Genomic DNA, 23,691 nt, shown 5'->3' with positions numbered 1-23,691 from the left:
TAGAAAGACCTGACTCGAAGTTATTTGTTACTTGGGGTCAGGTCTTGTTATTTGCACTCTCTCATTCTGTTCTGTTCTGTTCTGTTCTGTTCTGTTCTGTTCTGTTCTGTTCTGTTCTGTTCTGTTCTGTTCTGTTAAAGGCTTTTAGAAGTGTCTGCAAATTTCAAGACCTGACCCCGCTTTTAGCTAAGGTGCGACTAACGGTGGAATAGTGCACACCAAAATAATCACCGATTTGTTTTTGGGTGTAGGCGCCAGAATTATAGGCTTGGCATATTGCTTCTGTTTGGGTTTTAGAGAGTAACTCATATTGTTTCAGGGACTTTGCCGGAGCTCGCCTTTGATGGCTAGGTATTTCCATTACATCCCCTTGCTTTGCCGGAAGTCGATACTGATGCTCTTCAACAAAGCTCTTACTGCCGAGGAAAACTTGATGCTGCAGGTGCTCCCATATCTTTACGCCATTCCCATTAGCTACAAACTTGATATACGCTTGTATAGCTTTTTCTCTATTCATAGAAAACGTCTGTAATAAGGCATCGGTAGATAGCCATTTAGGCGAAGTGACATTACTTAACATGTGATGCCAACTCGACCATTGCCACCCATTGATATTTTTCACTAGCCCTGCACGCACAGGATTTAGAACGATATAACGGCACAATTCGGTCAAGTAAGTCTCTTTCTCTACCAAAATAGCTTTATAGCGCCCTTGAAATAGATGCCCTACTCGCTCATATTTTCGATTTATGGCTTGGGTAAATACGCCATTTAGCTGACGCATACCACGACTTAGATTTCCGTCAGGTGTCTCTAGCAACAAATGATAATGGTTAGGCATCAAACAATACGCGTGCACAACCCAATTATAAGTTTCACAGACATCGTTTAATATATTGAGAAATAGTTGAAAATCACTGTCTTGAAAGTAGATAACCTGCTTTTGGTCGCCACGCGAGGTGACGTGGTACAAGGCTCCTGCAAATTCCAATCGAAGTGGTCTACTCATCCGTTTATTCCTCTCTAACCCCACAGTAAAAATACTCTGGTATCAAACAGCAAAAACTGACAAATGAACGGCTCTATTTTACGATCTACCTCGAAGCTTTTTGGGGGTCAGGTCTTGAGATTTGCATTTATGCAAATCTCAAGACCTGACCCCGCACTTTAATTAAAGGCTCTAGCAATTCTGCCTTTTGAGTTTAATAAATAAGATCGCGTATATGCGGGAATAAATACTGACTCCCCTTTTTGTAAGGTTATCGTTTCACCTGATGTATGTGTGATAGAAACTTCACTATCAATGGCAAATAAAATTTCAGCACTATTAACCTCAACGATTTCATTTTCAGCTTTAATAAAGCAGTCAAATTTGAAATCAGGAACAGGGACAGGATAACTCTGTTTATTTCCATCAAGTTCAGGAGTTAACAACAACGTATTTCTAGGCTTTTCTTCAAATAAAGTACAGCGTGCAAGCTCTTGTATATCTATATTTTTAGGTGTTAAGCCAGCACGAAGAACATTATCAGAATTAGCCATAATCTCTAATGCTGTTCCCTTCAAATAAGCATGTGGCGTTCTCGCATCCAAATACATGGCATCCCCAGGTTGTAGGGTAATAACATTTAATATAAATGGTGCAAACAACCCAATGTCTCCCGGATAGCCCTGAGAGAGTTCAATCACTAGAGCAGGAAGATCATCTTGTATTTCAAAATGCTGATGGGCAGAGCAATAGCTCATCAATGCGTCTATAGATTGGCGCTTACCTTCACCTTGTAATGATAAAATTCCGGTGAAAAATGCTTCAATCCCTGCGGCGGTTTTATTGACTTTAAAATCATTTAATAAAGCTTGTACACTTGGCATCGAAACCTTAGTCACTAGTTCAGAAAATAGATCGATGATCTCATTAAATGCACGAAATCCATCCATAGCTTGATAAGGAGTCAACGCATAGACTAATTCAGGCTTGTGGTTTGGATCTCGATAATTTCGTGTCGCGCTTTTTATATCAATACCTTGCACATTTTCTCGCTCAAAACCCGCTTCTGCTTCTGCTTTACTGGGATGCACTTGTATAGAGAGACCTTTTCCAGCAGCTAGAACCTTAAAAAGATACGGCAGCTCACCAAATTTCTCTGCTGTATTACGGGAAAGTATGGTTTGCTTATTCGTTTCAATAAAGGCCGATAGCAAAAGCTCTTTGCCATTTCGCATTATTTTCGAACATCCATTCGGATGGGCACCCATCCAGATTTCGGCTTGTGGTTCGTGCAGAGGATTGTCAAAACCAAAAAGATCATGGATAGAAGTCTTACTTCCCCATGGGTAATTTTGAATGATATTTGTCAATTTAAATAGATATTGTTGCATGATTCTAATCCAGACCATTTAATTATTGTGTAGGGTCAGGAATTAGATCTTATTATTTGTATTATTAAACTACATGTAAGTTGAGATATTATTTAAATAAACTAAATAATATCCCATGAAGACAAAAAACAAGATCTAACTCTGTTTATTTATCTTCATAAGTAGCATGCTTTTATTTTCAAAAATGACGAGTGCAATCAAAAACAAATATTAATTTCGTCATTTAATTATTAAAATACTAGTAAATAATTAAATGTGAAAAGTTAAATTTCGAACATAAATACAATATTTTTATTTTACTGGCTTTATATAAAACAAGACACACAATATAAATGCATATAACTAATACATGATGAATCTATATAATTAATCACTGAAAAGCACAATTATTAATATAATAAGACTTAAATTAAGTGGTAAAGCAAACTGCAAATTTCAAGACCTGACCCCGCTATAGCGTCAGTTTAGGTTGAATGAAATCGATAAAGGCGGAAACTCGTTTCGAGACAGAGGAGGATTGGTAAAATACGGCGCTGACTTGCTCTCGTGCGGTATTGGTCAGTGTTTCAGATGCTAAAAGTTGCACTAGTCGCCCTTGTTGAAGGTCTTTTTTAACCATGAAACCGGACAAACAAGCAATGCCATTACCCGCTAATACCAGTTGCCTCACTGTTTCGCCGTTACTGGAAGTCAGACAAGGCTCAAGTGGCTGAAAGCCTTTTAACGGCCAATCGTTTAAGGATTTTACTCCTGAAAATCCGATAATATCGTAACTTGGCAGTTCACTCACTGTTTTGGGTACGCCCCGCGTTGCTAGATATTCTGGAGATGCAACGACAAATAGCTGGCTTTTACCTAGCACTCTAGCATGCAATGTAGAATCACTTAATTGACCAATACGAATAGCAAGGTCGGTCTTCTTTTCCAATAAATCAACGATTCCTTCGTTGGACGTTAATTCAAGTTTTATGTCTGGATACGCTTGATTAAAAGGCTTAATTAAAGGAATCAATTGATGGAAAACAAAGGGGCTAGCCGCATCCACTCGTAAGCGTCCTTTGGGCAATTCACCGCGTAAAATAATCTCTTCTTCGGCTTGCTGAATTTGAGTGAGACCAACACGTATCGCATCAATAAATTGACGGCCTTCATCAGTGAGTTCTACTCGTCGTGTGGTGCGATGCAAAACCGTAACGTTCAGCTGTTTTTCGATTTTATTGACCGCTCTTGATACCCTCGCCACTTGAATATCTAACGCAACGGCTGCAGCCGAGAAGCCTCCGCAATCCACAACAGCGAGTAAGATGTCTAAATCATCCGAACGAGTTAACATTTTGTATTCTCAAGCTTTTTGTTATTACCTTTATTTATAGCAAAAGTTTTTTGTTAAAGTTGCTATTTTTCACAATTATCAGTTCCGACATAATCCTTCCCATCAAAACAAGGCCGAGCCAAATAGACGTCGGTCCTAAACATACAATCACACACGAATGGGAACAATCATGCCTTTAGCACTACTTGCATTAACGCTGAGCGCCTTTGCCATCGGCACCACCGAATTTGTCATCGTTGGACTTATCCCAACTATGGCCGCCGATTTACATGTTTCATTGCCGTCAGCTGGACTGTTAGTCAGCCTTTATGCTCTAGGAGTTGCCATTGGTGCTCCAGTGCTTACCGCATTGACGGGTAAGTGGAATCGTAAACATGTACTACTTTTCGTCATGTCTTTATTTGTGCTCGGGAACGTGCTCGCTTGGCAAGCACCCACATACGGCACCTTAATCCTTGCTCGTATTTTAACGGGCTTGGCTCACGGCGTATTTTTCTCTATTGGCTCAACCATCGCCACCAGCTTAGTCGCTAAAGAAAAAGCCGCCAGTGCCATTGCCATTATGTTCACAGGCTTAACCGTGGCTTTAGTGACCGGCGTACCTCTAGGCACCTATATTGGACAAACCTTTGGCTGGCAAGCGACCTTTTTGACCGTTGCATTATTGGGCGCTGTGGCGTTAGTCAGTAGCGCATTTTTAGTGCCAAACAATTTAAAACAGCCATCTATCGCGAAACTTTCGGCGCAACTTACGGTGTTAACACAACCTAGATTGCTGCTTGTTTATGCCATTACCGCCCTTGGCTATGGCGGCACATTTATAGCTTTTACTTTTTTAGCGCCAATTCTAGAGCAAGTTTCTGGGTTCCACGCAAAAGCGATTAGCTTGATCATGTTGGTATACGGCGTATCGGTGGCGATTGGCAATATCTGGGGCGGAAAAATGTCAGATAAAATGGGTCCTGTCAAAGCACTGACTGTTATTTTCTCAGGCCTTGCCGTTGTACTGATTGCATTTAGTTTTACTGCGATTAACCCTGTTACTGCGGTAATCACCATCTTGATTTGGGGCGCTTTCGCCTTTGGCAACGTTCCAGCTTTACAAGTGTATGCCGTAAAACTGGCAGAAAAATACACACCTGACGCAGTTGATGTCGCTTCAGGTCTTAACATCGCAGCTTTTAACCTTGGTATTGCACTAGGTGCATGGGGTGGAGGCTTGATTGTCAAACAATCTGAACTAATGAACACACCTTGGGTTGGCGCTTTGGTTGTCCTTGTGGCATTGGCTCTTACCCGATTAAGTGGGCGACTAGATCAACAAGTCGCTGTAGCTCAAACCGCTTAAAAAAAACTACCTAAAGCAAGTGGATACAAGTATCAGGTCTTAAAAATTGCATCGTTCTATATAGTGCAAATTTCAAGACCTGACCCCGCAATATCCCGTATTAAAAGTTTTGCATAAAATCGGTGATGCGGGCGGCGTTGACTCCGCGATCACTGCGGCCGATGCGAGAAACACTTCTCATATCTAGTTGGCTTTTATTGCCTTTTGGTGTGATGACCACCACCACATCGTCTTTAAATGCGTACACCGATGTACTGGCTACAGCTTCAAAACGGAACGCTTTTGCATCTTGCGCCACTATTTCCCATCCTTTAGTTTTTGCGATATTAAGCGCTTTGCTATAGGCATCTTCTGCTGAAAGATTTGTTTGTAATGGCGCGATATGTGGGTAAGCCTTTCTTTGTATTTTGGCTACTTTTTCTCCGCCATAAACCAAAGATGTTTTCGCTCCTGCGCGAGTATCATCGAGTACTAAAAATTGCGGAGGGTTTTCGGTGTTGGTGGTGATGTCGTTAATCGCCGGACCTCTTGGTGATGGATTGACTGTGCTGTAAATCATAGGAGCCAATATAGCCAGCCCTATTCCACTGGTAATTACGCCTTTAACTACGCCCACTTTGTTGCGCGCTATTACCTGATAAATCACACCTAATACACTTAATCCCACTACAAAATAGCCGATGGGATTCATGTAACGTCGAATATAGCCAAAACCGACTATAGGCTCCCACAAACCTAATCGAGCACCAAACATCATTATCGCGATAATCAATACCGCAACCAGTGAGATGGCAATTAATAATGTTCCTATGCGAGATGAACGATGACTCATTATTTTGTCCTTAAAATGTATAAGCAAAGTAAATTGAAATGCTAAGCGCTAATCATATATGTGCATATTAACATGTCTCAAATGAATGTCAGCGCATAATGATTTTTGTCGTTGTGCGAATATTTGATTCTTAGGCACATAAGAGTAACAGTGTTCTAAAACACACCAATCACTACAACTAACCTTTAATATCAATAAGTTATAGAACCCACATCTGTAGCTAAACTACTTACATCGATACACTATTTGCTAGCTATGGATTAATGGGAATAATGCTTACACTGCACTTACATTTAGTAATATCTAATATGATAGGTTCCATTAAGTTATTACTCTTTATTTGGATTTAATGTGAAAAAATATAATCTAGTTGCTTTGTGTGGCATTGCGCTACTTTCATCTTCAGCTTTTGCAAGCTCTGATCCTTCAGGCTTTTATGTGCTAGGCGCTGTGGGTACAACTGGTATTGATGACGGTGGTTATATCGATGATTTGAACGATCAAAAAAATCTTCAAGACCCAACTTTTGATTCGGAATTTAAAACTAAAGGTTCAACAAAAACTTATAGCATGGGTTATCAAATTAACCGCATTGTAGGCGTTGAAGCAACTTACATGGACTATGGCCGTATCAATCTAAGTACCAATGATCACTCTATTGGCTCAGAGCAGGTATTTGCTCCTGAATCCTTTTCTGTTTCAGCTAACTTAGGGTATTCATTCCACAATGGCTTACGTCCATTTGCTAAAATTGGTATCTCTTACATTGATTTCCATTCAAGTGAAACAGATCAACCTCCATTTAAAAATATTAATGAACATGGCGGCATCCACATTGGTGCTGGTGTTGAATATGCTTTAGATCTTGGCGAAAACCACGGTAACGTATTGTTTAGAACCGGTGTTGAAGGCGATATTGCAAGCATGGAAACTACAGATAACTCAGGTCCACTGATCGAAGAAGACTATGATTGGTCTATCGCAACCCTGTATGCAGGTGTTGGTTACCGCTTCTAACAAATAATCCCTATATAAAAGGTGGATGTAGATCATTCACCTTGCTTTACTCCCTTCTAATTCAAATATTCTCGATCAACGACCTGTCCCAACTGGTTTCTCTGAAAAATCCTGCAATTGATAGTGTCATGCAAATTTCAAGACCTGACCCCCTCTCTGTAATTCATCGTGCCGTGCAAATTTCAAGACCTGACCCCGCAAGTGAGGTTAAGAAGGCTGACGATAGTGCCAGCCTTTGATTTTAAATGATTGGATTACTCGTGGCTTGCCCAGAAGTCGTAGACTACGACTTCACCATAGTCTTTAGGGTTGTCGGTGTAGTCCCCTTCAGATTTGGCGTTGGATTGGGTGTAGTTACCGATTTTGAAATAAGCATCTTTGTAACTACGGTTCATCACGTAGTCATTTGCGCCGTCTTTTACTAAGTATTTATCGGCGTTGCCGTTTTCGTAGGCTTGTTGCAAGTTGCCGTCTTCGCTGTAGTAGACGTAGTGTTTACCATCAACCACTTTAAAGATAACTTCTTGTTCAGTACCTAGTTTGTAATTGTTTTCAATGGTGACGTCATGATGCAATTTACCGCCGTTGAAAGATAAGAATAGGTGCTGACCTTCAAGACGCATGACCATGGCATCATCGATACCGGCGGTTTTGTCACCATGAATTTGAGTTGCGACTAGCTCATTTTTCACTATCGGTAAGTGGGTAATGGCTTGTTTTGAATAGACAACATGAGTACCTTCCGTAGTCCAAAAAATATCTGAGCTACCGTCGACTGTACGTTCTCTTAGTTCAGAACGGATGTTGTGTGTATTCGGTGTTGTACCGTTGTTGTGACGGATTGGCGCCTTAAATACGATACCATTGCCTTGATCATTGACGTGGAAATACTCATTGGTCACATGATAAAGCTGTTTCTGCTCAGCGCCCGTTGGGAAGGTAATTTTCCATTGTTTGTAATTGCCCATAAGATCAGATGGGTACTGAGCATTACCTGCCGCTACGCTGTGGCTCGCGTGTTGTGCTTGTTGCGATTGATGAGATTGCTCGGCGTGATTGTGGCTTGCTTGCTTAATGGTATTGGCAGGAGTCAGCAATGAAGCGGCAATCGAATTATCCACATGCTGTTTCGGCCCTGATACCGCATGAGTCTCTACGCCATAGATTTTGGTCTCAACAATTGAGTTCCATTCTGAGCTATCAGAGTTACCTTCACCAGTAATACGGACATAACGAGCGTTGCTATCATCAACGTCGACATTCTCATAGCCAGAGCTATCACCTGATGACATGCCACCTTCAAGCACAGGAGTCCAATGGTGATTATCTTTAGAAGTATCAATATGGAAATATGAGCTACGAGAGTCGCCTTTAAACCATTTAATTGCCACTTTTTGCACTTGTTCTTGCTGACCTAGATCATAAGTAATGCTCTTGCCTACCCCCTCAGAAGACCAGCGGGAATCACCAGAAGTATCACCGTCAATGGTATTTTTTGGAGAGTGACCGTCATTGCTGCCATCGTCCATCGCCGATTGGATCAACAATAACTGCTGCTGTTGTGAGTGAGCATTATGCTGTGCGTGCTGAGAAGAAGTAGGCGTTGCCTTTTGTTGGCTAGGCTGCTGAGTAGAGTGTTGAAGTGCTGTTGAAGTGCTAACCTCAGTAAGACTGAAATCGTCAAAACGGCCTTCATCATTATGATACGCACCGAAAACAGTTACCTTGTTCGCTGAACCAGAATTAAACGGCACGGTCACTTTTTTATAATCGTGATGACTACTGCTGGTGCTTGAATAGTGGTGTCCATTGACGATAACACCCACTTCACCGTCCCCTTGAATATAAGCCGTCAGTTCATAATTGTGATTACGCTGTACAGTAACTTGTTGCTGGAACATACCGTGAGAGCCAGTGATTTTAGCCGATTTTTTACCGCTGTGTGCATCCCCAGAAATTGCCGATGGATCCGTATCACTCCAATGAGAGAAGCCATTTTCAAAGCCAGCATTGTTAATGTCAATTGAAGCAGCATTTGCCGTAGACATTACAGATAGGGACAGTGCGGCAGCAACCGCAACGGTAATATATCTTACTTTTGTTTTGTAACTCATGATTATTATCCTTAATACATTATAAAGACGCGATAACCATATGATAAACATCTTGTTTTATTGCTCCGCTCGGTGCTAATCATATTTTAATACAAATGTTATCGACCCCCGCTTTATACTCCTACACAGAGTGCAAAAACTTTTAACCAAGTCATAATCAATAATAAAAACGTAACTAAATGTAAATAAATGCTACAGAGATCACACGGAAAAATACTATTTAGTTCAATGACATACAGATAGCACTCAATAAATAGATATAAATTCTTGGGTATTTTTAGCTTATTTGTAGCTATTTTTACCCAGCAAGGTAGTTAAAAAACAGCAAAAATTTGATGCACGTGGTTGATAGGGAAAAAAAGGCAGGTCTAACAAAAAAGCTCATACAGTATTGAATACTCTATGAGCTTTTATAGCTGGTTTTTTTAATATAAAAACATCGAAGTCTATTAATCTTCCTAGTTTCTAAAAGGTTGTCCCTATATCACTAAACACCGCTTTGGTTGTCGATGAATAAGCGATACCAAGGTTCCAACCACTTGATGTGGTGGCATTAATACCGGCAGCAACGCCAAACAATGAATGGGTTTCACCCTCTAAGAAATAATCACCCATTGAATAATCTGAGTGATACGAGAGGTATTTTTTGGTATACGCATATTCAGGCCCAACCCAAACACTAATAGGTTGTGACATATCTAATGTATAGGTTGGAGCAATAGAAAGCGTAATCGCACTATTAACATCATTTCCTGGTGTACGTTGATGCCAACCAAAGGGCTTATCCATTATATTGCTGTAGTTTTTCGTATCTTCAACACCACCGCTAAAGCCCAACTGTCCGCGCCAACCAATACTATTTCGAGTATTGCGTTGTGCATAGACATTCAAAGCAAAGCCATCAGAATAAGATGAGTGCCCAAGGCCGACACCGAGTTGAACCATTTTTTCATGATCAATTTTATTTTTATGACCAAGGGTTCTTACACTGCTTGATGTTTCAGCATGTACCGAAAAAGAAACGCATAGCGCTACTGCTGTAATTTTTATTATGTTCTTAATTATCACATTCTTCCCTATTTTAGTTCTCGCTATTCGTTCGATCGCTCCAATTGAAGAGCATGCATACCCGCATATTCGAACTGAATCACTATTCCAATGAACAGAATAAAAGTGTGAGATATCTATTTTAGGGACTTTTGAAGCATCAAAGAGGACGATAAGTTATTAGATGTTCCTTTTTAATAGGCGGCTTTTGTGCTAGGCAATTGATATTGTGTGATTTTGCAAAAACGGTTTTAAATTATATTCGACTCCAATGATTATCCCAAAATAGTGGCGTAACCATTTGATTACTAGTTATTTTTCCATTATGTAGCAACTGCATAACAGCGGAGCCTGAACCAGAACTGACCGCAAAAGAATCACTACTAGCGCTAACTCCAGAGGCATCGGATAAACTGGATAACTGCAACAACTTTCCACTTTTTTGCGCCCAAACGCCATAACAATTACCTCTAGGTGAGGTGGCAATGACCCATTCATCAGTAGTAGCAATGCTACCAATATAGTTGTTAAACCTTGCCCATTGCTCAGGCGTGGCCTGTAATGGCGTCAGATTTTCGGCTCTTTTAGTTGCATCATATTGCCCTAAAGAGTGCCTATAAATAAGCGCCGGATGCTCACTAAGATCGCCTTTATTTTGCAAGGCGCAATACACCGAACCTTTCCCTTTACTTAAATGACGAATACTCAGTTGATGATCAGCCAAAAACAGCTGTTCTAGCAGTTCGCCCTTGGCTGATAAATAGCACAGAGATGGCTGCATACTGGCAAGATTTATCGGCTCTCGCCCATTGGTTTGAATGCCACCTACCGCCACAACCAACACATCGTTATCTAGCTGTATGATTTCATGGGGCCCAATACCAAAGCCGCTAAATTCGGCCACTTTTTGATATTGATGCTCTGCGTCATAAACACCTATGATTCCGCGACTACTACCCACCTCTCCTTCAGTAGCGTACAGCCAACGAGAATCAGGTGAATACACGCCATGCCCATAAAAGTAACGGTTGTTAGAGGCTAATTTTATCTGAACGCTCTCGCCCGTTAGGTAGTTGTATACCTGAAAATACTGTCCCGGACGCCGTGAAAACACCGTCACGTGCTGGCGCGCTGTATTCACCGCGCTACCATGCCCGCGCTCAGCAAGGGGGAATTGATGAATAGGTTGCCCATACTGATCGGCGATCACCGCCATAAAATGATGACGATGGTTAGTCGCACAGCCAATAAAAGTGGGCTTAGATGCTGTTGAACTACCCGCTGATGAACTGCCTGCTGTTGAGCAACCAGACGCAAAATAAGGCGACACTCCCGCGCAGAGTAGGCCTTTAAGCAAAGTGCGGCGTGAGTCATTAATCGCCATCGGTTGCGTTAAATCCTATAACAATGCCAAGCTCTACCGCAGCGTTTTCATCCAATAGATATTTTAGGTGCTCCAATTTATGGTACTGATTGAGCACCACCCGATAACCCTGTTTAGTTTGCAATAAATCAAACACACTTTGCTGTTGCGGCCAACTCGCAAGCACATTAGCAAACTGCTGACCAATACTGTCAGCAACCTGCGTACTGCCGTTGTCGCGAAGTAACTTATCTAAGCCTCGTCCATCGGCAAAATACAGCTTTTGCAGTGCTTGAACATTGTATTTAAGCTGAGTCATCGACCGTTTTGCCCGCCAAGATTCCGCGAAATAGGGCTTAGGCTGACCAATTTTAGCCAAAGGTCGGCTCAGCTTTTTCATCGAATAATCAAGTTGATTGGACAATAGTGATACGTATTCAGAGCGCCATTGCTGCGCGCTTAGCTCAAGCCAAGGATTGCTTTGCCAACCCTCATTTATCGCCAGCGCATGACTTTGCAAAGTTTGCCCAATGGCGATGGCGGTTTGACACGTAGTCGAGTTTGTCGCCAGATCAGAAGCCTCATCATAGAGTAGCCACTCAATAGCGCCTACCCCTTGCACTGTCACGCTTTGTTCTGCAATCCCTTGGCTATCCCACACTTGTGAATCGCCGAGCAGTTCAGACATTTTTCGGCCAAGGGTGTTTTTCTTATCCGGCCAAAACTGGATATTCCAATTTAAATCCAACGCTTGTTGCGGACCGCGCTCTTGCCCTTGCAGTGCCATCCAAGAATGCATAACTGTCGACCAAGCCTGCTTCACTTCAGCCTTTGAATCTTGCTCTGATGCACAATAGTTCGTTAGAGCATGCGATAAGCTCTGCGTATTGCGATAAAACCTAGCGGCTGATGCTTTTTCTATCTCATACACGGCATTTTTTGAATCCCAGTTCGTATCTGCCAATTTTTCTACTGGGCTTTGTACTGAGTTGGGCATCATTTGACACCCCCACAGCAGTGGCGTCATATAAAGCAGGTGTTTGTACGAAAATAATGTCATTGAAGTGTTCCTTACTGCATTACCACTTATCCGTTACAACGAGTTTAAAAACGCTAATAACGCTTCTCTTTGTGGCTTATCTAAATTCAACACATATTGCTGAGCAGACTTTGCTTCGCCGCCATGCCACAGCACCGCCTCTAACAGATTTCGTGCTCGGCCATCATGTAAGAAGTAAGTGTGTCCATTAACCTCTTGGGTATAACCAATCCCCCACAAAGGTGGCGTGCGCCACTCTTGACCATTGGCTGTAAATTCACCTCGGTTATCGGCTAACCCTTCGCCCATGTCGTGCAACAATAAATCGGTATAGGGGCTAATACGCTGCTTTGATAATGCAGGAAACTCTGGCACATCAGCGGTAATCACGCTCGGTTTATGGCAAGAGTCACAGCCTGCTTTAGCAAACAACGCCTCACCTTGCTGAACTTGCAAGCTATCTAAATTTCGACGCGATGGCACGGCAAGATGCTGAGAATAGAACTCCACAAAATCGAGAATTTTATCGCTGACTTCAAACTCACCGCTATTACCATTGCCATTAGGCAGTTCATCACAAATAGATTGCTTTGCAGTGCAATTTTCGCTGGGGAAAAGTCGGCTGGTAATGCCCAGATCGCCATTAAAAGCGGCCGCATTTTGCTGCATTAAACTGGGCTGTCCCGCCTTCCAACCAAAGCGACCTAATACGGTTTTTTGCTGTTCTACACTCCATACCTGATTGGCTTTACCTGAAATACCATCGCCATCCTCATCATTAATATCTTGCCACGCCAGAATAGTCGATTCAGGAATCGCTTCGAGCAAGCCTAACCCTATCATTGGCGGGGTAACGCGCGCAGACAACATGGTGTCCTTTGCCATAGGGCCATAATTTAGGTTTGAAATCGAGACTGTTGGCTTACGCAAATTCACCACTGTGCCATCAGCAAAGCTCACCGCTTGGGTTTGATAATGTATGTTGATTTTGCCTTCAGCAGGGTGACCGGTTACTGCAAAGTCTTGCAGTTGTCCGCCATAAATTGGCTCTGGAATTGAACCCTGAGTCAGCAACAGCTGTTTTTGCTTATCCGTTACCGCAGGAATACTCAGCCTGATGAGCATAGAAACCGCATGCAAATCGTTTTCTTCTGGCGGATGTCCGCGACCATCTTTGACATGACAATTTTGACAGCCGTTCGTATTAAAAAGCGGCCCTAAACCATCACGGGCTTCGGTTGTAGCTGGAGCCGGAATCCAAGGGTTACGAAAAAAACTGTTCCCGACACTAAAATCAAGACGCTTAGAGATAGGTAAATTAGCGGCAGGTAAAGAAAAAGCATTCGCTCCTTCTTTTTTGACAGTAGTAGCGCCACCAGATCGCACATCATAGGCCGCAGCGTCAAAGGTAAAGATAAATAAGCTAGCGAAACAACTAATAACAACCAAAATACGACGAAAGCTTTTAAACATGATATTCCATTATCGATTTTTACAAACACAAACGTGAAAAACGGCAAAAGGAGGCGAGCATTCGCCTCCTTTTATTTTCCTTTTACTTAAAACTGATGATCAGCTGTATCTGGATTCAAACTTGTAATGCCAATGATAGTGGCGCTTTTTTCAATGGCTTTGGTTTGCTCAACCAGAGATTGAATCGTGTCTTGCACCAGCTGTTGACCCGCTTTGTTGTTAGAAGCAATCAGTTGATCAAAGTGCTGACCTTTATTTTCTGCAGAATCCACCAGCTTACCGACTTGGGCAATGGAGATATCAAACTGTTGCTGGATCTGTTGTGCTGCTTTGGCATCTTTTTGTTTCACCAAATCGGCAATACTTGGTCCTGCAATTTTTTTACCGTCGGTACGAGTGTAAGTGCCCGTATACACGTTGTAGATCCCTTGCTCGTTGTAGTAATGAGAGTTGTGCGTGTTATCAGAAAAACAGTCGTGCTCATCTTCTGTTGAACCCGCTTCTAATGCCACTTTCATTCTTTCTCCCGCTAACTCACCTAAAGAAAGCGACCCCATGCCAAACAGCATTCGGCGTAAACCGTTTGCAGATGGCTCACTAAGCAAGGTTTGGCGATAATTGTCTTTGCTATCCGCAGACCACTGCTTTTCCATCCACTGTAAATCTTCAACCAATAGTTGCGCCGTTGCCTGCAAGTACTGCCCGCGACGGTCACAGTTATTATTTGTACAGCCCTCACCCACCACATAATCGGTATAACTGCGTTCACCTGCACCGCTATTGGTGCCGTTTAAATCTTGGCCCCACAACAAGAACTCAATGGCGTGATAACCCGAAGCCACGTTAGCCTCTGAACCACCAAGCTCATTAAGACTGGCGATTAATTGTGGAGTGATGGTTGCCGTATCCACCTTTGTATTGCCGATAATCAGCTCGCTGTTCGCGACAATATTTGCCGTTGCGCCATCGTTACCCATTTCAAATTGGTAACCTGCAGCAACGTAGTCAATTAAGCCTTCATCTAGCGGCCATGCATTAAGTTGCCCTTCCCAGTCATCCACTACCGGATTACCAAAACGGAATACTTCTGATTGTTGGTATGGCACTCGCGCATTTAGCCAGGCTTGTTTTACTTGCTTAAAACTGGCCTCTGACGGCTTAGCAATAAATTGCTCAATGCTATTATTTAGAATTTTTGCCGTTGCCAATGAATCAAAATAAACCGAGTGCGCTACATCCGCATAATGAGTAACAACTTGTTGTTCTGTCACTTCTTTTGCTGACAATGGACTGCTCAATAAAGCCACTGCGGCCACAGCTGAAAAAATAGGTTTCTGTTGCATAATGTTGTAAATCCCTTACCTGATGTTAATGCGGTTGCGTTTGATAATCGTTTTCATTCACACAATGTACGTGATTTTCACCTTTTGTTACAAACATTTTTTTACATAATTTTCACGCTTGGTAATAACCACAAGATATAAGTGGACTTTTAATTATGCTTATTTAAGCGCTTGTGACAGGTACAACAGAGGGACTAACAAAGGTAAATATGAGACAAAGTAAGGAAGATTTTAAATAAAAAAACCAGCATTTTTAGTGCCAAAAATGCTGGTAAAAATGAAACGATATAGATGAGATCTCAATAGAGATTATCGATTTCGATGACTCAATTCGAGCTAAGTGTTTTTCCCCCGAAGACTCGATCAAATTGAGTTAAGTTCGCCACTTTTGCATTGGCTTTTCTATGCCATTTACTGGAATTTGCCACTAGCCATTTCTGTTTAGAACCGATGAGAATAGCTTGACTGGTCTGCGCTTCACCCAGCTCATGTTCCATTGCGTACTCGTTGAATACTGCTTCATCATTGCTAGATGCACACAAGTCTTGAGGACCATCTAATTGCTGAATTTCACTAATGGCCGCACAGCTAATAATGCCAATATCGGCGCTGAATTTATCAAAAAACTGTCCCACTCCATCACCAATAATATCGCCATCGCGAGTACGCAATTTACCCCCCGCTAACCATATTTCGATATGATCATACTGTGACAAAATATGCGCCGCTTGAAAGTTATTGGTGACGACTCGCAATTGATTATGGTTGACCAATTGCTCTGCAATTAAAGCAATCGTGGTGCCAATGCCTAAAAACAAAGTACATCCGTCAGGGATCTGTTTGACCACCTCGGCGGCTACCGCTCGTTTTTCATCTTGATTGGTCGTGCTTCGTGATAGAAAGCTGCGATTAACCAAGGTGCTTGGCAAGCTCACACCACCGTGATGACGCTGTGCTAAGCGTAGGCTACACAGCTTATTAATATCACGGCGTATTGTTTGAGTGGTTACGCCAAAATGTTCCGAAAGTTCATCAATGCTGCAATATTCTTGGGCTGAGATCAGATCGATGACTTGTTGCTGACGAAGACTTATATTGTGCATGGCATTACGCTCAAACATTTTCTAAGGCGACGTACGCTTGCGGAATATCAGTGATCATCATATCCACGCCCCAATGCCAATAATCTTCCACCAGCTCAGGGAAATTAGGCGTGTAACAATACAACTGATAATCAAACTGCTTGATCTGTTGCGCCGTGGCTGAGGTTAAAAAGCGATAGTCACAATGTACGCTGTAGGCGTTGATATCACGTAGAATATCAAACGCATTGAGAGGGATTTTCTGCCATAGTTGCCCTCGGCGTACCTGTGGCAATAGATCCTGCATCTCAACTAATGCTTGAGTAGAAAAACTGGAAAATAAGATCTGATCTGCAGCAATACCTGAGGCAATAATGACTTGCGCCACTTTAGCGCACAACAGTGCAATATCGTCTTGCGGATATACTTTAAGTTCAATGTTGAGCTTTGTTTGAGTGCGCTGCACAAAGTCTAATGTTTCCAACAAAGTCGGAATAGGCTCATCCCTATATTTATCATTAAACCACAGACCCGCATCCAATTTTTTCAATTGCGATAAGGTCATTTCAGCCACTTTGCCACAACCATTAGTGCATCGGTTAACCGTATCATCATGGATGACCATAGGTATGCCATCACTGGACAACTGCACATCGATTTCTATCCACTGACAGCCTGCATCTACCGCAAGTATAAACGCTGCTAACGTATTCTCTGGTGCTTGGCTTGAAATGCCACGATGCGCCATAGTGTTTAAAATACCCTCTGTCTTCAAAATACTAGACATTCACTCTCATTCCATATCCACCTGAATTGCCTAAAGAATGTCAGGCAAATATGACAAAAAAATGTCACCACTTATACAAATCAAATGTTCAATTAAGTTCATTTATCTGTAATCCAAACGTCATCTTTCTCATTTAACTTTCACTTGAACGCAAACAAAGAAATATGAATACAAATGAACATGGACCATCGAGTTCATTTTTCTATTACCCAAACTTAAATTTAAAGGAACGAATATGTCGATTACACGCTTTACTGGCGCAGTACTAGCAACAGCGCTTCTTAGTGCCCAAGCTCACGCAAAGACGGAAGTTGAATGGTGGCACGCGATGGGTGGTGCTCTTGGTGAGAAAGTTAACGCAATTGCTACTGACTTTAATGCCAGCCAGTCTGAGTATGAAATCAAACCTGTATTTAAAGGTAGCTACGCAGAAACGATGACCAGCGCAATTGCTGCGTTCCGTGCTAAAGAGCAGCCAGCTATCGTTCAGGTATTCGAAGTGGGCACTGCGACAATGATGGGTGCAGAGCAGGCAATTTACCCTGTTTACCAATTGATGCAAGACACTAAAGAGCAGTTCGACTCTAGTGACTACCTACCAGCAGTAACAGGTTACTACACCACTAAAGACGGCAAAATGTTATCAATGCCGTTCAACAGCTCAACTCCTGTGATGTACTACAACCAAGACATGTTTGCGAAAGCGGGCATCAAAGAAGCGCCGAAAACATGGAAAGAGATGGAAGAAACGTCTCTTAAACTGATGAAGTCTGGCGCTAAATGTGGTTTCACCACAACGTGGCAATCATGGGTTCAAATCGAAAACTTTGGTGCACGTAACAACGTTCCTGTTGCTACTAAGCAAAATGGATTTGATGGCTTTGACACTGAGTACACCTTTAACTCTGAACCATTTGTTAAACACATCGATCAAATGGCGAAATGGTCTAAAGAAGGCGTATTTAAGTACGGCGGTCGCCAATCTGACGGTATGCCATTGTTCTACACTGGCGAATGTGCGATGACCATGGGCTCTTCTGCTGGTCTAGCGGGCATTCAAGAAAACATGCAAGGTATTAACGTAGGTGTTGCACAACTTCCTTACGACGACACTCTAGTAAAAACACCACAAAATACCATCATCGGTGGCGCATCTCTTTGGGTTCTTCGTGGTCACTCAAGCGAAGAATACAAAGGCGTAGCTAAGTTCTTTACTTACCTATCTAGCCCTGAAGTACAGTCAGAGTGGCACAAAGGCACTGGCTACTTGCCAATCACTCAAGACGCTTACGAGTTGACTAAGAAAGAAGGCTTCTACAAGTCTCACCCTGGTACAGATACCGCTGTTATCCAAATGACAGAAACTGCGCCAACGGAAAACTCTAAAGGCATCCGCTTTGGTAACTTCCTACAAACTCGTGACATCATCAACGAAGAACTAGAAGCAGTTTGGGCAGGTCGTAAATCAGCGACTACAGCACTAAACACGGCGGTTCAACGTGGTGACCAACAACTACGTCGCTTCGAACGTACGCAAAAGTAACCTATCTCGCCACCTGATCTTAATTAAAGGTCAGGTGGCATTTATTGGATTTTTATATGTCTTCACAAGTTGTTTTTAAACACAAATGGTTACCCGTTGCGCTTATTGCGCCGCAATTGGTTATCACTCTGGTGTTTTTTATCTGGCCAGCAGGTCAGGCAGTTTTCCAATCTACTCAGTTAGAAGATGCCTTTGGTATCAGTCGTGAGTTCGTGGGATTGGAAAACTTCTTGAATTTATTTAGTGATAAGCTCTATTTAAGCTCTTTTCTTACCACCATGCAGTTCAGCATCAGCGTTGCTGTACTCGCCCTTGTCAGTGCATTGATACTGGCCGCTTTTGCCGAGCAAATCATGCGCGGCGCAACGTTTTATCGCACTTTTTTGATTTGGCCGTACGCGGTTGCCCCAGTGGTTGCCGGTTCTTTGTGGCTATTTCTGTTTGATCCTACTATTGGCGCAGTCAGTGAAGTTCTGAATCTGTTTAACGTGAATTGGAACCCTACCCTTAATGGCACTCACGCCATGTGGATGGTGGTAATTACTTCTACTTGGAAGCAAATCAGCTACAACTTTTTGTTTTTCCTAGCGGCGTTGCAATCAGTTCCTAAGTCACTGCATGAAGCTGCGGCTATCGACGGTAGTGGCCCGATTAAGCGTTTTCTCACCATCAGTTTCCCACTGATTTCACCGACCAGCTTCTTCCTATTGGTAGTGAACTTTGTGTACGCCTTCTTTGATACTTTTGCGGTTATCCATGCCATGACCCAAGGCGGTCCAAGCAACAGTACCTCAACGCTAGTGTACAAAGTGTATAACGATGGCTTTATCGGTCTTGATCTTGGTTCATCGGCCGCTCAGTCCGTGGTGTTGATGATCTTAGTGGCGCTACTGACTGTCATTCAATTTAAATATGTAGAGAAGAAGGTGGCTTACTAATGGTAGAACGACGCCCTTTATTTAAACTCGTTTGTCATTTGGTACTGATCCTCGGTATTTTGGCCATCGCCTTACCAGTATGGATTGCTTTAGTGGCAACCACCCATCCAAATGCGGCATTTGCGACCGGCACACCGTTGTGGTTTGGCGACCTTGGCTTGAGCGTGTTTGTAGATTTACTGTCGGGTACTGGCGTACACAACAACAGCGCCCTGCCGATCCCGCAGATGCTACTCAACTCATTTATCATGGCGATGTGCATCACTATCGGTAAGCTGACCATTTCAATTTTGTCTGCTTATGCGGTGGTATTTTTTGAATTTCGTGGCCGTATGCTGGCGTTTTGGATGATCTTTTTCACCTTAATGCTGCCAGTAGAAGTACGCATCATGCCCACCTTTGAGGTAATCACTAACCTTAATATGTTGAACTCATACTATGGTTTGACTATTCCTTTGATTGCCAGTGCGACCGCGACTTTCTTGTTTAGGCAGTTTTTCTTAACTGTGCCTAAAGAACTGGTCGAAGCGGCGCGCATTGATGGCGCAGGCCCAATGAAGTTCTTTTTTGATATTTTATTGCCACTATCGCGCACCAACATTGCGGCTCTATTTGTAATCACCTTTATTTATGGGTGGAACCAATACCTTTGGCCTTTGCTCATCACCACAGACACTAGCTATTACACCATTGTAATGGGCATCAAGCAGATGCTTGGCGTTGTCGATGGCGTGATTGAGTGGAACAAGATCATGGCGACCACCATTATTGCCATGCTACCCCCTGTCATCGTGGTTATCGGGATGCAAAAAGCATTCGTCAAAGGCCTTGTGGATTCGGAGAAATAATTTATGTCTACCCTAACTCTTTCAAATATCGCTAAGTGCTACCCAAATGGATACCAAGCGATTCAAAAACTTAATTTAAACATCCAAGACGGCGAAATGGTGGTCTTAGTTGGCCCAAGTGGCTGTGGTAAATCAACGCTACTGCGTATGATTGCAGGTCTAGAAGAGATCTCCAGCGGCGAGCTAAAAATTGATGACAAAATCGTCAACGATCACGAGCCAAGCGAACGTGATATTGCAATGGTGTTCCAGAACTACGCTCTGTATCCACATATGTCGGTATTTAATAACATGGCGTATGGCCTACGTAACCGTAAAACGCCAAAAGCTGAGATTGAAAAGCTGGTCAATCAAGCCGCTGAAATGCTTGAGCTGTCTCATCTATTAGACCGTAAGCCTAAGCAACTCTCTGGTGGTCAACGTCAGCGTGTGGCAATGGGACGCGCTATTGTGCGTAAGCCAAAAGTATTTTTATTTGATGAGCCGTTATCAAACCTTGACGCTAAATTGCGCGTACAGATGCGCCTAGAGATCAAGCGACTGCAACGTAACCTAAACACTACATCTGTGTACGTTACCCACGATCAGGTTGAAGCGATGACACTGGCCGATAAGCTAGTGGTGCTAAATCAAGGTAATGTCGAGCAAGTAGGTTCACCGCTTGAAATCTATCAAAAGCCTGCGTCACTGTTTGTAGCGACCTTTATGGGCTCTCCGGCAATGAATATCTTAAACGCGAACATTAGCGAACTGGGCATTCATATTGGCGAAACTATTTTGCCAATCAACAGCCAAGGCCTGCCGTATGGTGTGATTAAAGTTGGGCTGCGTCCTGAGCATTTATTGCTGGAAAAACACAACCCAAGATTTAGCGTAAAAGTGGAATTAATTGAAGCACTTGGCGCTGATTTATTATTGTACTGCCACACCCTAGATGCGCACCCACAAAACTTGGTTGTTCGTGTCGATGGTCATGAAACCATTCAGCCTGATGACATCATTGGTCTAGACTTTGATAATGAATCTATCCACCTATTTGATACCCAAAGTGAAGCGCGTTTTGATTTTGAATGTGTCGCTTCGCAAGAGAAAGAGGCTGTAAATGCTTGACCCAATCAACACCATTAATCTTGATCGCCTCCGCGATATTGAATGGTTGTTAACCGATGTAGACGATACTCTGACATGGGAAGGCAAACTTCCCGATGTCACGCTAAAAGCCCTGTACGACTTACAGCAAGTCGGGGTTAAGGTTGTAGCAGTAACCGGCGCTTGCGCTGGTTGGTGTGACCAAATTGCAAAATTATGGCCGGTACATGGCGTAATCGGCGAAAATGGCGCATTTTGGATGCAAAAAAATGCCACGGACTTTAGCGTTCACTCTGCACTGCCTATGCAGGAAATGCAGCAGCAACAAGCTAAGCTAAAGCACCAGCTAGAACAGCTTTTAGCGCAGTATGATGATATTGGTTTTGCCTCTGATCAGCCGTTTCGCTACTGCGATATTGCGATCAATCTTAGTCAAGACCGAGAGCCTGTCAGCGATGAGGTTGCGCAACAGCTAATGATGAAATGTCGCGGGCTAAGCATTGACGGACAAGCGGTGCACGCCACGCTAAGCTCTATCCATCTCAATGTGTGGTTAGGAGAGCATAGCAAGCGTGTCACTGGTGAAGCCTATTTGAGGGCAAACAGCATCTTTGAAGATTTACCGCTACAGCGCATCAGTTATGTGGGCGACTCACAAAACGATGAAGCCATGTTTCAATGGCTTCCAACAACCTTTGGCGTCAACAATATTCACAAGGTGTTAGATCAGTTGACCAGCAAACCAAGTCACTTACTGACTGAAAATGGCGGATTTGGCTTTGCTGAATTAGCCAATAAAATTGTGGATGCAAAACGCCAAACCCTAAAAGTGGTGGCTGGATAATTTTTTATCTTAGCTAACTTTTATCTTTGGTAAGACATAATAAAGCCCCGCTGATTTATCACAATCAGCGGGGCTTTTGTCTATTACTATGAGCAAATTAACGGATTATTTCGCCTGCAATTTTAACAGTGTATGACCTAAGCCAATGTTATCGATACGCTCATCCACCGCAAGGCCGGCTTCTTCGATAATTTCTAGGAAATCATCACTGCGGTAGAAACGGCTATTACCGTTGGCTAAACAGGTGAAGTACAGTGAAGTGGCATTTAGGCTGTATGCGGCTGCTTCGTATTTTTGTGCATCCCAGAACAGTTCCAGAATATAAATTGAATCACCAGGTCGAAGCTGCTTTTTCACGCGCTTCAAAATACTCAGAATTTCCATAGGTGAGAAACAATCTAAGAACTGGCTCATCCACCATGTATCAATGTTGTCTGGCAGAGTCTGCTCTTTGTTGAGCATGTTGGCCGGGTAAAAATTAATGCGATCGGCAAAGCCATTCTTTTCGGCATTGATTTTTGCCATCTCAAGTTGTTGAGGCAAATCGACAATAGTAACGTTCACGTCTTGATCGTAGTTACAGCACTGCAACGCCCACTTACCTGTGTTGCCACCGATATCCGCAATTTTCTGTGGTTTATTACCAAATACCGTTTCAAGTAATTTCGGGAATGAACGATCCGAGTAGAAGTGATCAAAGTTAAACCAGCTTTGCTTGGCTTGCTCTGGTAGACGAGATAATCCCTCATAGATGGTTTCCCAATCGCCTAGCTCTTTAAGCCCTGCCGGTTTGCCTTCTACAATTGCTTCGGTTAAATGCATCATCGCCGCGTAACAAACGTCAGCGGTAAAATCCATATTCGCTTTGGTCATGCCATCGTGTAGCAGGAAGAAACCAAGGTTCGCGATAATATAGTTAGGCTTGTTATAGGTAACGATATTGGCACTAACCGCCATATCCAGAAGAACTTTAACACCATATTCAGAGACATCAGACTGCTGGCTAATTTGCTTAGCATTGAGTCCTTGTTCACCTGCATTATCTAACACGGCCAAAATGCCTAAATCACGCAATGTTCTCGCAGTATGAAATACGATGGGAGCAAAGGATAACTTTTGCGCTTCAGTTTTCGCTTCTAGCGCGGTATATGGGTCTTGTTCTTTATTTAACACAGATAAACCTTTATATGTAATTAGAGTGCCCGCTGAGCAGGTTCTGTTGCAGAGAGTTTTCTCTAGATGTCGACGTTGAGCTTACATTCAACGATTACA

20 protein-coding genes are annotated in these 23,691 nt (G+C 42.8%); 7 read left to right on the top strand and 13 right to left on the bottom strand.

Features of this window, described 5'->3' with window-relative positions; all coding sequences use genetic code 11:
- Positions 1-163 precede the first annotated feature (163 nt).
- The 3 genes from OCU38_RS03925 to OCU38_RS03915 all read right to left on the bottom strand — a co-directional run bounded on the left by OCU38_RS03925 (position 164) and on the right by OCU38_RS03915 (position 3,712).
- Positions 164-1,009 carry an REP-associated tyrosine transposase gene (locus OCU38_RS03925; protein ID WP_261823823.1) on the bottom strand — a complete coding sequence of 282 codons (846 nt, stop codon included), beginning with the start codon at positions 1,007-1,009 and terminating at the stop codon, positions 164-166.
- A 158-nt stretch (positions 1,010-1,167) separates the two neighbouring features.
- Positions 1,168-2,379, bottom strand: a complete 1,212-nt coding sequence (gene manA / locus OCU38_RS03920; protein ID WP_261823822.1) for a mannose-6-phosphate isomerase, class I — start codon at positions 2,377-2,379, stop codon at positions 1,168-1,170.
- Positions 2,380-2,830: 451 nt separating this feature from the next.
- Entirely contained in the window at positions 2,831-3,712 is an 882-nt protein-coding gene (locus OCU38_RS03915) for a LysR family transcriptional regulator (RefSeq protein ID WP_261823821.1), read from the bottom strand.
- A gap of 169 nt (positions 3,713-3,881) precedes the next feature.
- Between OCU38_RS03915 and OCU38_RS03910 the strand changes: the two genes are divergently transcribed.
- Complete coding sequence (locus OCU38_RS03910; protein ID WP_261823820.1) at positions 3,882-5,060, top strand: MFS transporter; 1,179 nt, start codon at positions 3,882-3,884, stop codon at positions 5,058-5,060.
- Positions 5,061-5,160: 100 nt separating this feature from the next.
- On the opposite strand, the gene OCU38_RS03905 is transcribed toward OCU38_RS03910, so the two are convergent.
- On the bottom strand, positions 5,161-5,892 hold the full coding sequence (locus tag OCU38_RS03905) for a DUF1499 domain-containing protein (protein ID WP_261823819.1): 732 nt from the start codon (positions 5,890-5,892) through the stop codon (positions 5,161-5,163).
- A gap of 351 nt (positions 5,893-6,243) precedes the next feature.
- Here OCU38_RS03905 and OCU38_RS03900 point away from each other — a divergent pair, with 351 nt between their 5' ends.
- Positions 6,244-6,909, top strand: a complete 666-nt coding sequence (locus OCU38_RS03900) for an outer membrane protein (RefSeq protein WP_261823818.1) — start codon at positions 6,244-6,246, stop codon at positions 6,907-6,909.
- Between the two features lie 254 nt (positions 6,910-7,163).
- Here the strand turns inward: OCU38_RS03900 and OCU38_RS17060 are convergent, their stop codons facing one another.
- The 8 genes from OCU38_RS17060 to OCU38_RS03855 form a co-directional block, all read right to left on the bottom strand.
- The gene (locus tag OCU38_RS17060; protein WP_315972559.1) at positions 7,164-9,023 is read right to left on the bottom strand and encodes a polysaccharide lyase family 7 protein; all 1,860 of its coding nucleotides are present in this window, start codon (positions 9,021-9,023) and stop codon (positions 7,164-7,166) included.
- A 465-nt stretch (positions 9,024-9,488) separates the two neighbouring features.
- On the bottom strand, positions 9,489-10,091 hold the full coding sequence (locus tag OCU38_RS03885; RefSeq protein ID WP_152821714.1) for a hypothetical protein: 603 nt from the start codon (positions 10,089-10,091) through the stop codon (positions 9,489-9,491).
- 235 nt (positions 10,092-10,326) lie between these two features.
- Positions 10,327-11,454, bottom strand: a complete 1,128-nt coding sequence (locus OCU38_RS03880; RefSeq protein WP_261823817.1) for a DUF1513 domain-containing protein — start codon at positions 11,452-11,454, stop codon at positions 10,327-10,329.
- Complete coding sequence (locus tag OCU38_RS03875; protein WP_261823816.1) at positions 11,444-12,493, bottom strand: imelysin family protein; 1,050 nt, start codon at positions 12,491-12,493, stop codon at positions 11,444-11,446. Before OCU38_RS03875 ends, OCU38_RS03880 begins: the two co-directional genes overlap by 11 nt.
- Positions 12,494-12,526: 33 nt before the next feature.
- A complete protein-coding gene (locus OCU38_RS03870) occupies positions 12,527-13,945 on the bottom strand; it encodes a di-heme oxidoreductase family protein (RefSeq protein ID WP_261823815.1) in 1,419 nt (472 codons plus the stop codon).
- A gap of 86 nt (positions 13,946-14,031) precedes the next feature.
- Positions 14,032-15,288, bottom strand: a complete 1,257-nt coding sequence (locus tag OCU38_RS03865; protein ID WP_261823814.1) for an imelysin family protein — start codon at positions 15,286-15,288, stop codon at positions 14,032-14,034.
- Between the two features lie 326 nt (positions 15,289-15,614).
- On the bottom strand, positions 15,615-16,391 hold the full coding sequence (locus OCU38_RS03860) for a DeoR/GlpR family DNA-binding transcription regulator (protein ID WP_261823813.1): 777 nt from the start codon (positions 16,389-16,391) through the stop codon (positions 15,615-15,617).
- Between the two features lie 10 nt (positions 16,392-16,401).
- On the bottom strand, positions 16,402-17,157 hold the full coding sequence (locus OCU38_RS03855) for a glycerophosphoryl diester phosphodiesterase (RefSeq protein ID WP_261823812.1): 756 nt from the start codon (positions 17,155-17,157) through the stop codon (positions 16,402-16,404).
- A gap of 235 nt (positions 17,158-17,392) precedes the next feature.
- Between OCU38_RS03855 and ugpB the strand changes: the two genes are divergently transcribed.
- Genes ugpB through OCU38_RS03830 form a run of 5 tightly spaced genes read left to right on the top strand, consistent with a single transcriptional unit; the run spans position 17,393 to position 22,419 of the window.
- The gene (gene ugpB, locus OCU38_RS03850) at positions 17,393-18,700 is read left to right on the top strand and encodes a sn-glycerol-3-phosphate ABC transporter substrate-binding protein UgpB (RefSeq protein WP_152821700.1); all 1,308 of its coding nucleotides are present in this window, start codon (positions 17,393-17,395) and stop codon (positions 18,698-18,700) included.
- 56 nt (positions 18,701-18,756) lie between these two features.
- On the top strand, positions 18,757-19,638 hold the full coding sequence (ugpA, locus tag OCU38_RS03845) for a sn-glycerol-3-phosphate ABC transporter permease UgpA (protein WP_261823811.1): 882 nt from the start codon (positions 18,757-18,759) through the stop codon (positions 19,636-19,638).
- The gene (gene ugpE, locus OCU38_RS03840; protein ID WP_261823810.1) at positions 19,638-20,486 is read left to right on the top strand and encodes a sn-glycerol-3-phosphate ABC transporter permease UgpE; all 849 of its coding nucleotides are present in this window, start codon (positions 19,638-19,640) and stop codon (positions 20,484-20,486) included. Before ugpA ends, ugpE begins: the two co-directional genes overlap by 1 nt.
- Positions 20,487-20,489: 3 nt before the next feature.
- Positions 20,490-21,596: a sn-glycerol-3-phosphate import ATP-binding protein UgpC gene (locus OCU38_RS03835; RefSeq protein ID WP_261823809.1), complete on the top strand. Its 1,107-nt coding sequence runs from the start codon at positions 20,490-20,492 to the stop codon at positions 21,594-21,596.
- Positions 21,589-22,419, top strand: a complete 831-nt coding sequence (locus OCU38_RS03830) for an HAD-IIB family hydrolase (protein ID WP_261823808.1) — start codon at positions 21,589-21,591, stop codon at positions 22,417-22,419. The genes OCU38_RS03835 and OCU38_RS03830 overlap by 8 nt, the downstream gene beginning before the upstream one ends.
- A gap of 105 nt (positions 22,420-22,524) precedes the next feature.
- Here OCU38_RS03830 and OCU38_RS03825 read toward each other — a convergent pair whose 3' ends face one another.
- Positions 22,525-23,592: a class I SAM-dependent methyltransferase gene (locus tag OCU38_RS03825; RefSeq protein ID WP_261823807.1), complete on the bottom strand. Its 1,068-nt coding sequence runs from the start codon at positions 23,590-23,592 to the stop codon at positions 22,525-22,527.
- Between the last annotated feature and the right edge of the window lie 99 nt (positions 23,593-23,691).

The organism is Vibrio neonatus, from assembly GCF_024346975.1.
Lineage (GTDB): Bacteria > Pseudomonadota > Gammaproteobacteria > Enterobacterales > Vibrionaceae > Vibrio > Vibrio neonatus.
Note: the sequence above shows the minus strand (reverse complement) of the source record. Positions and strands in the feature narration are given on the sequence as shown.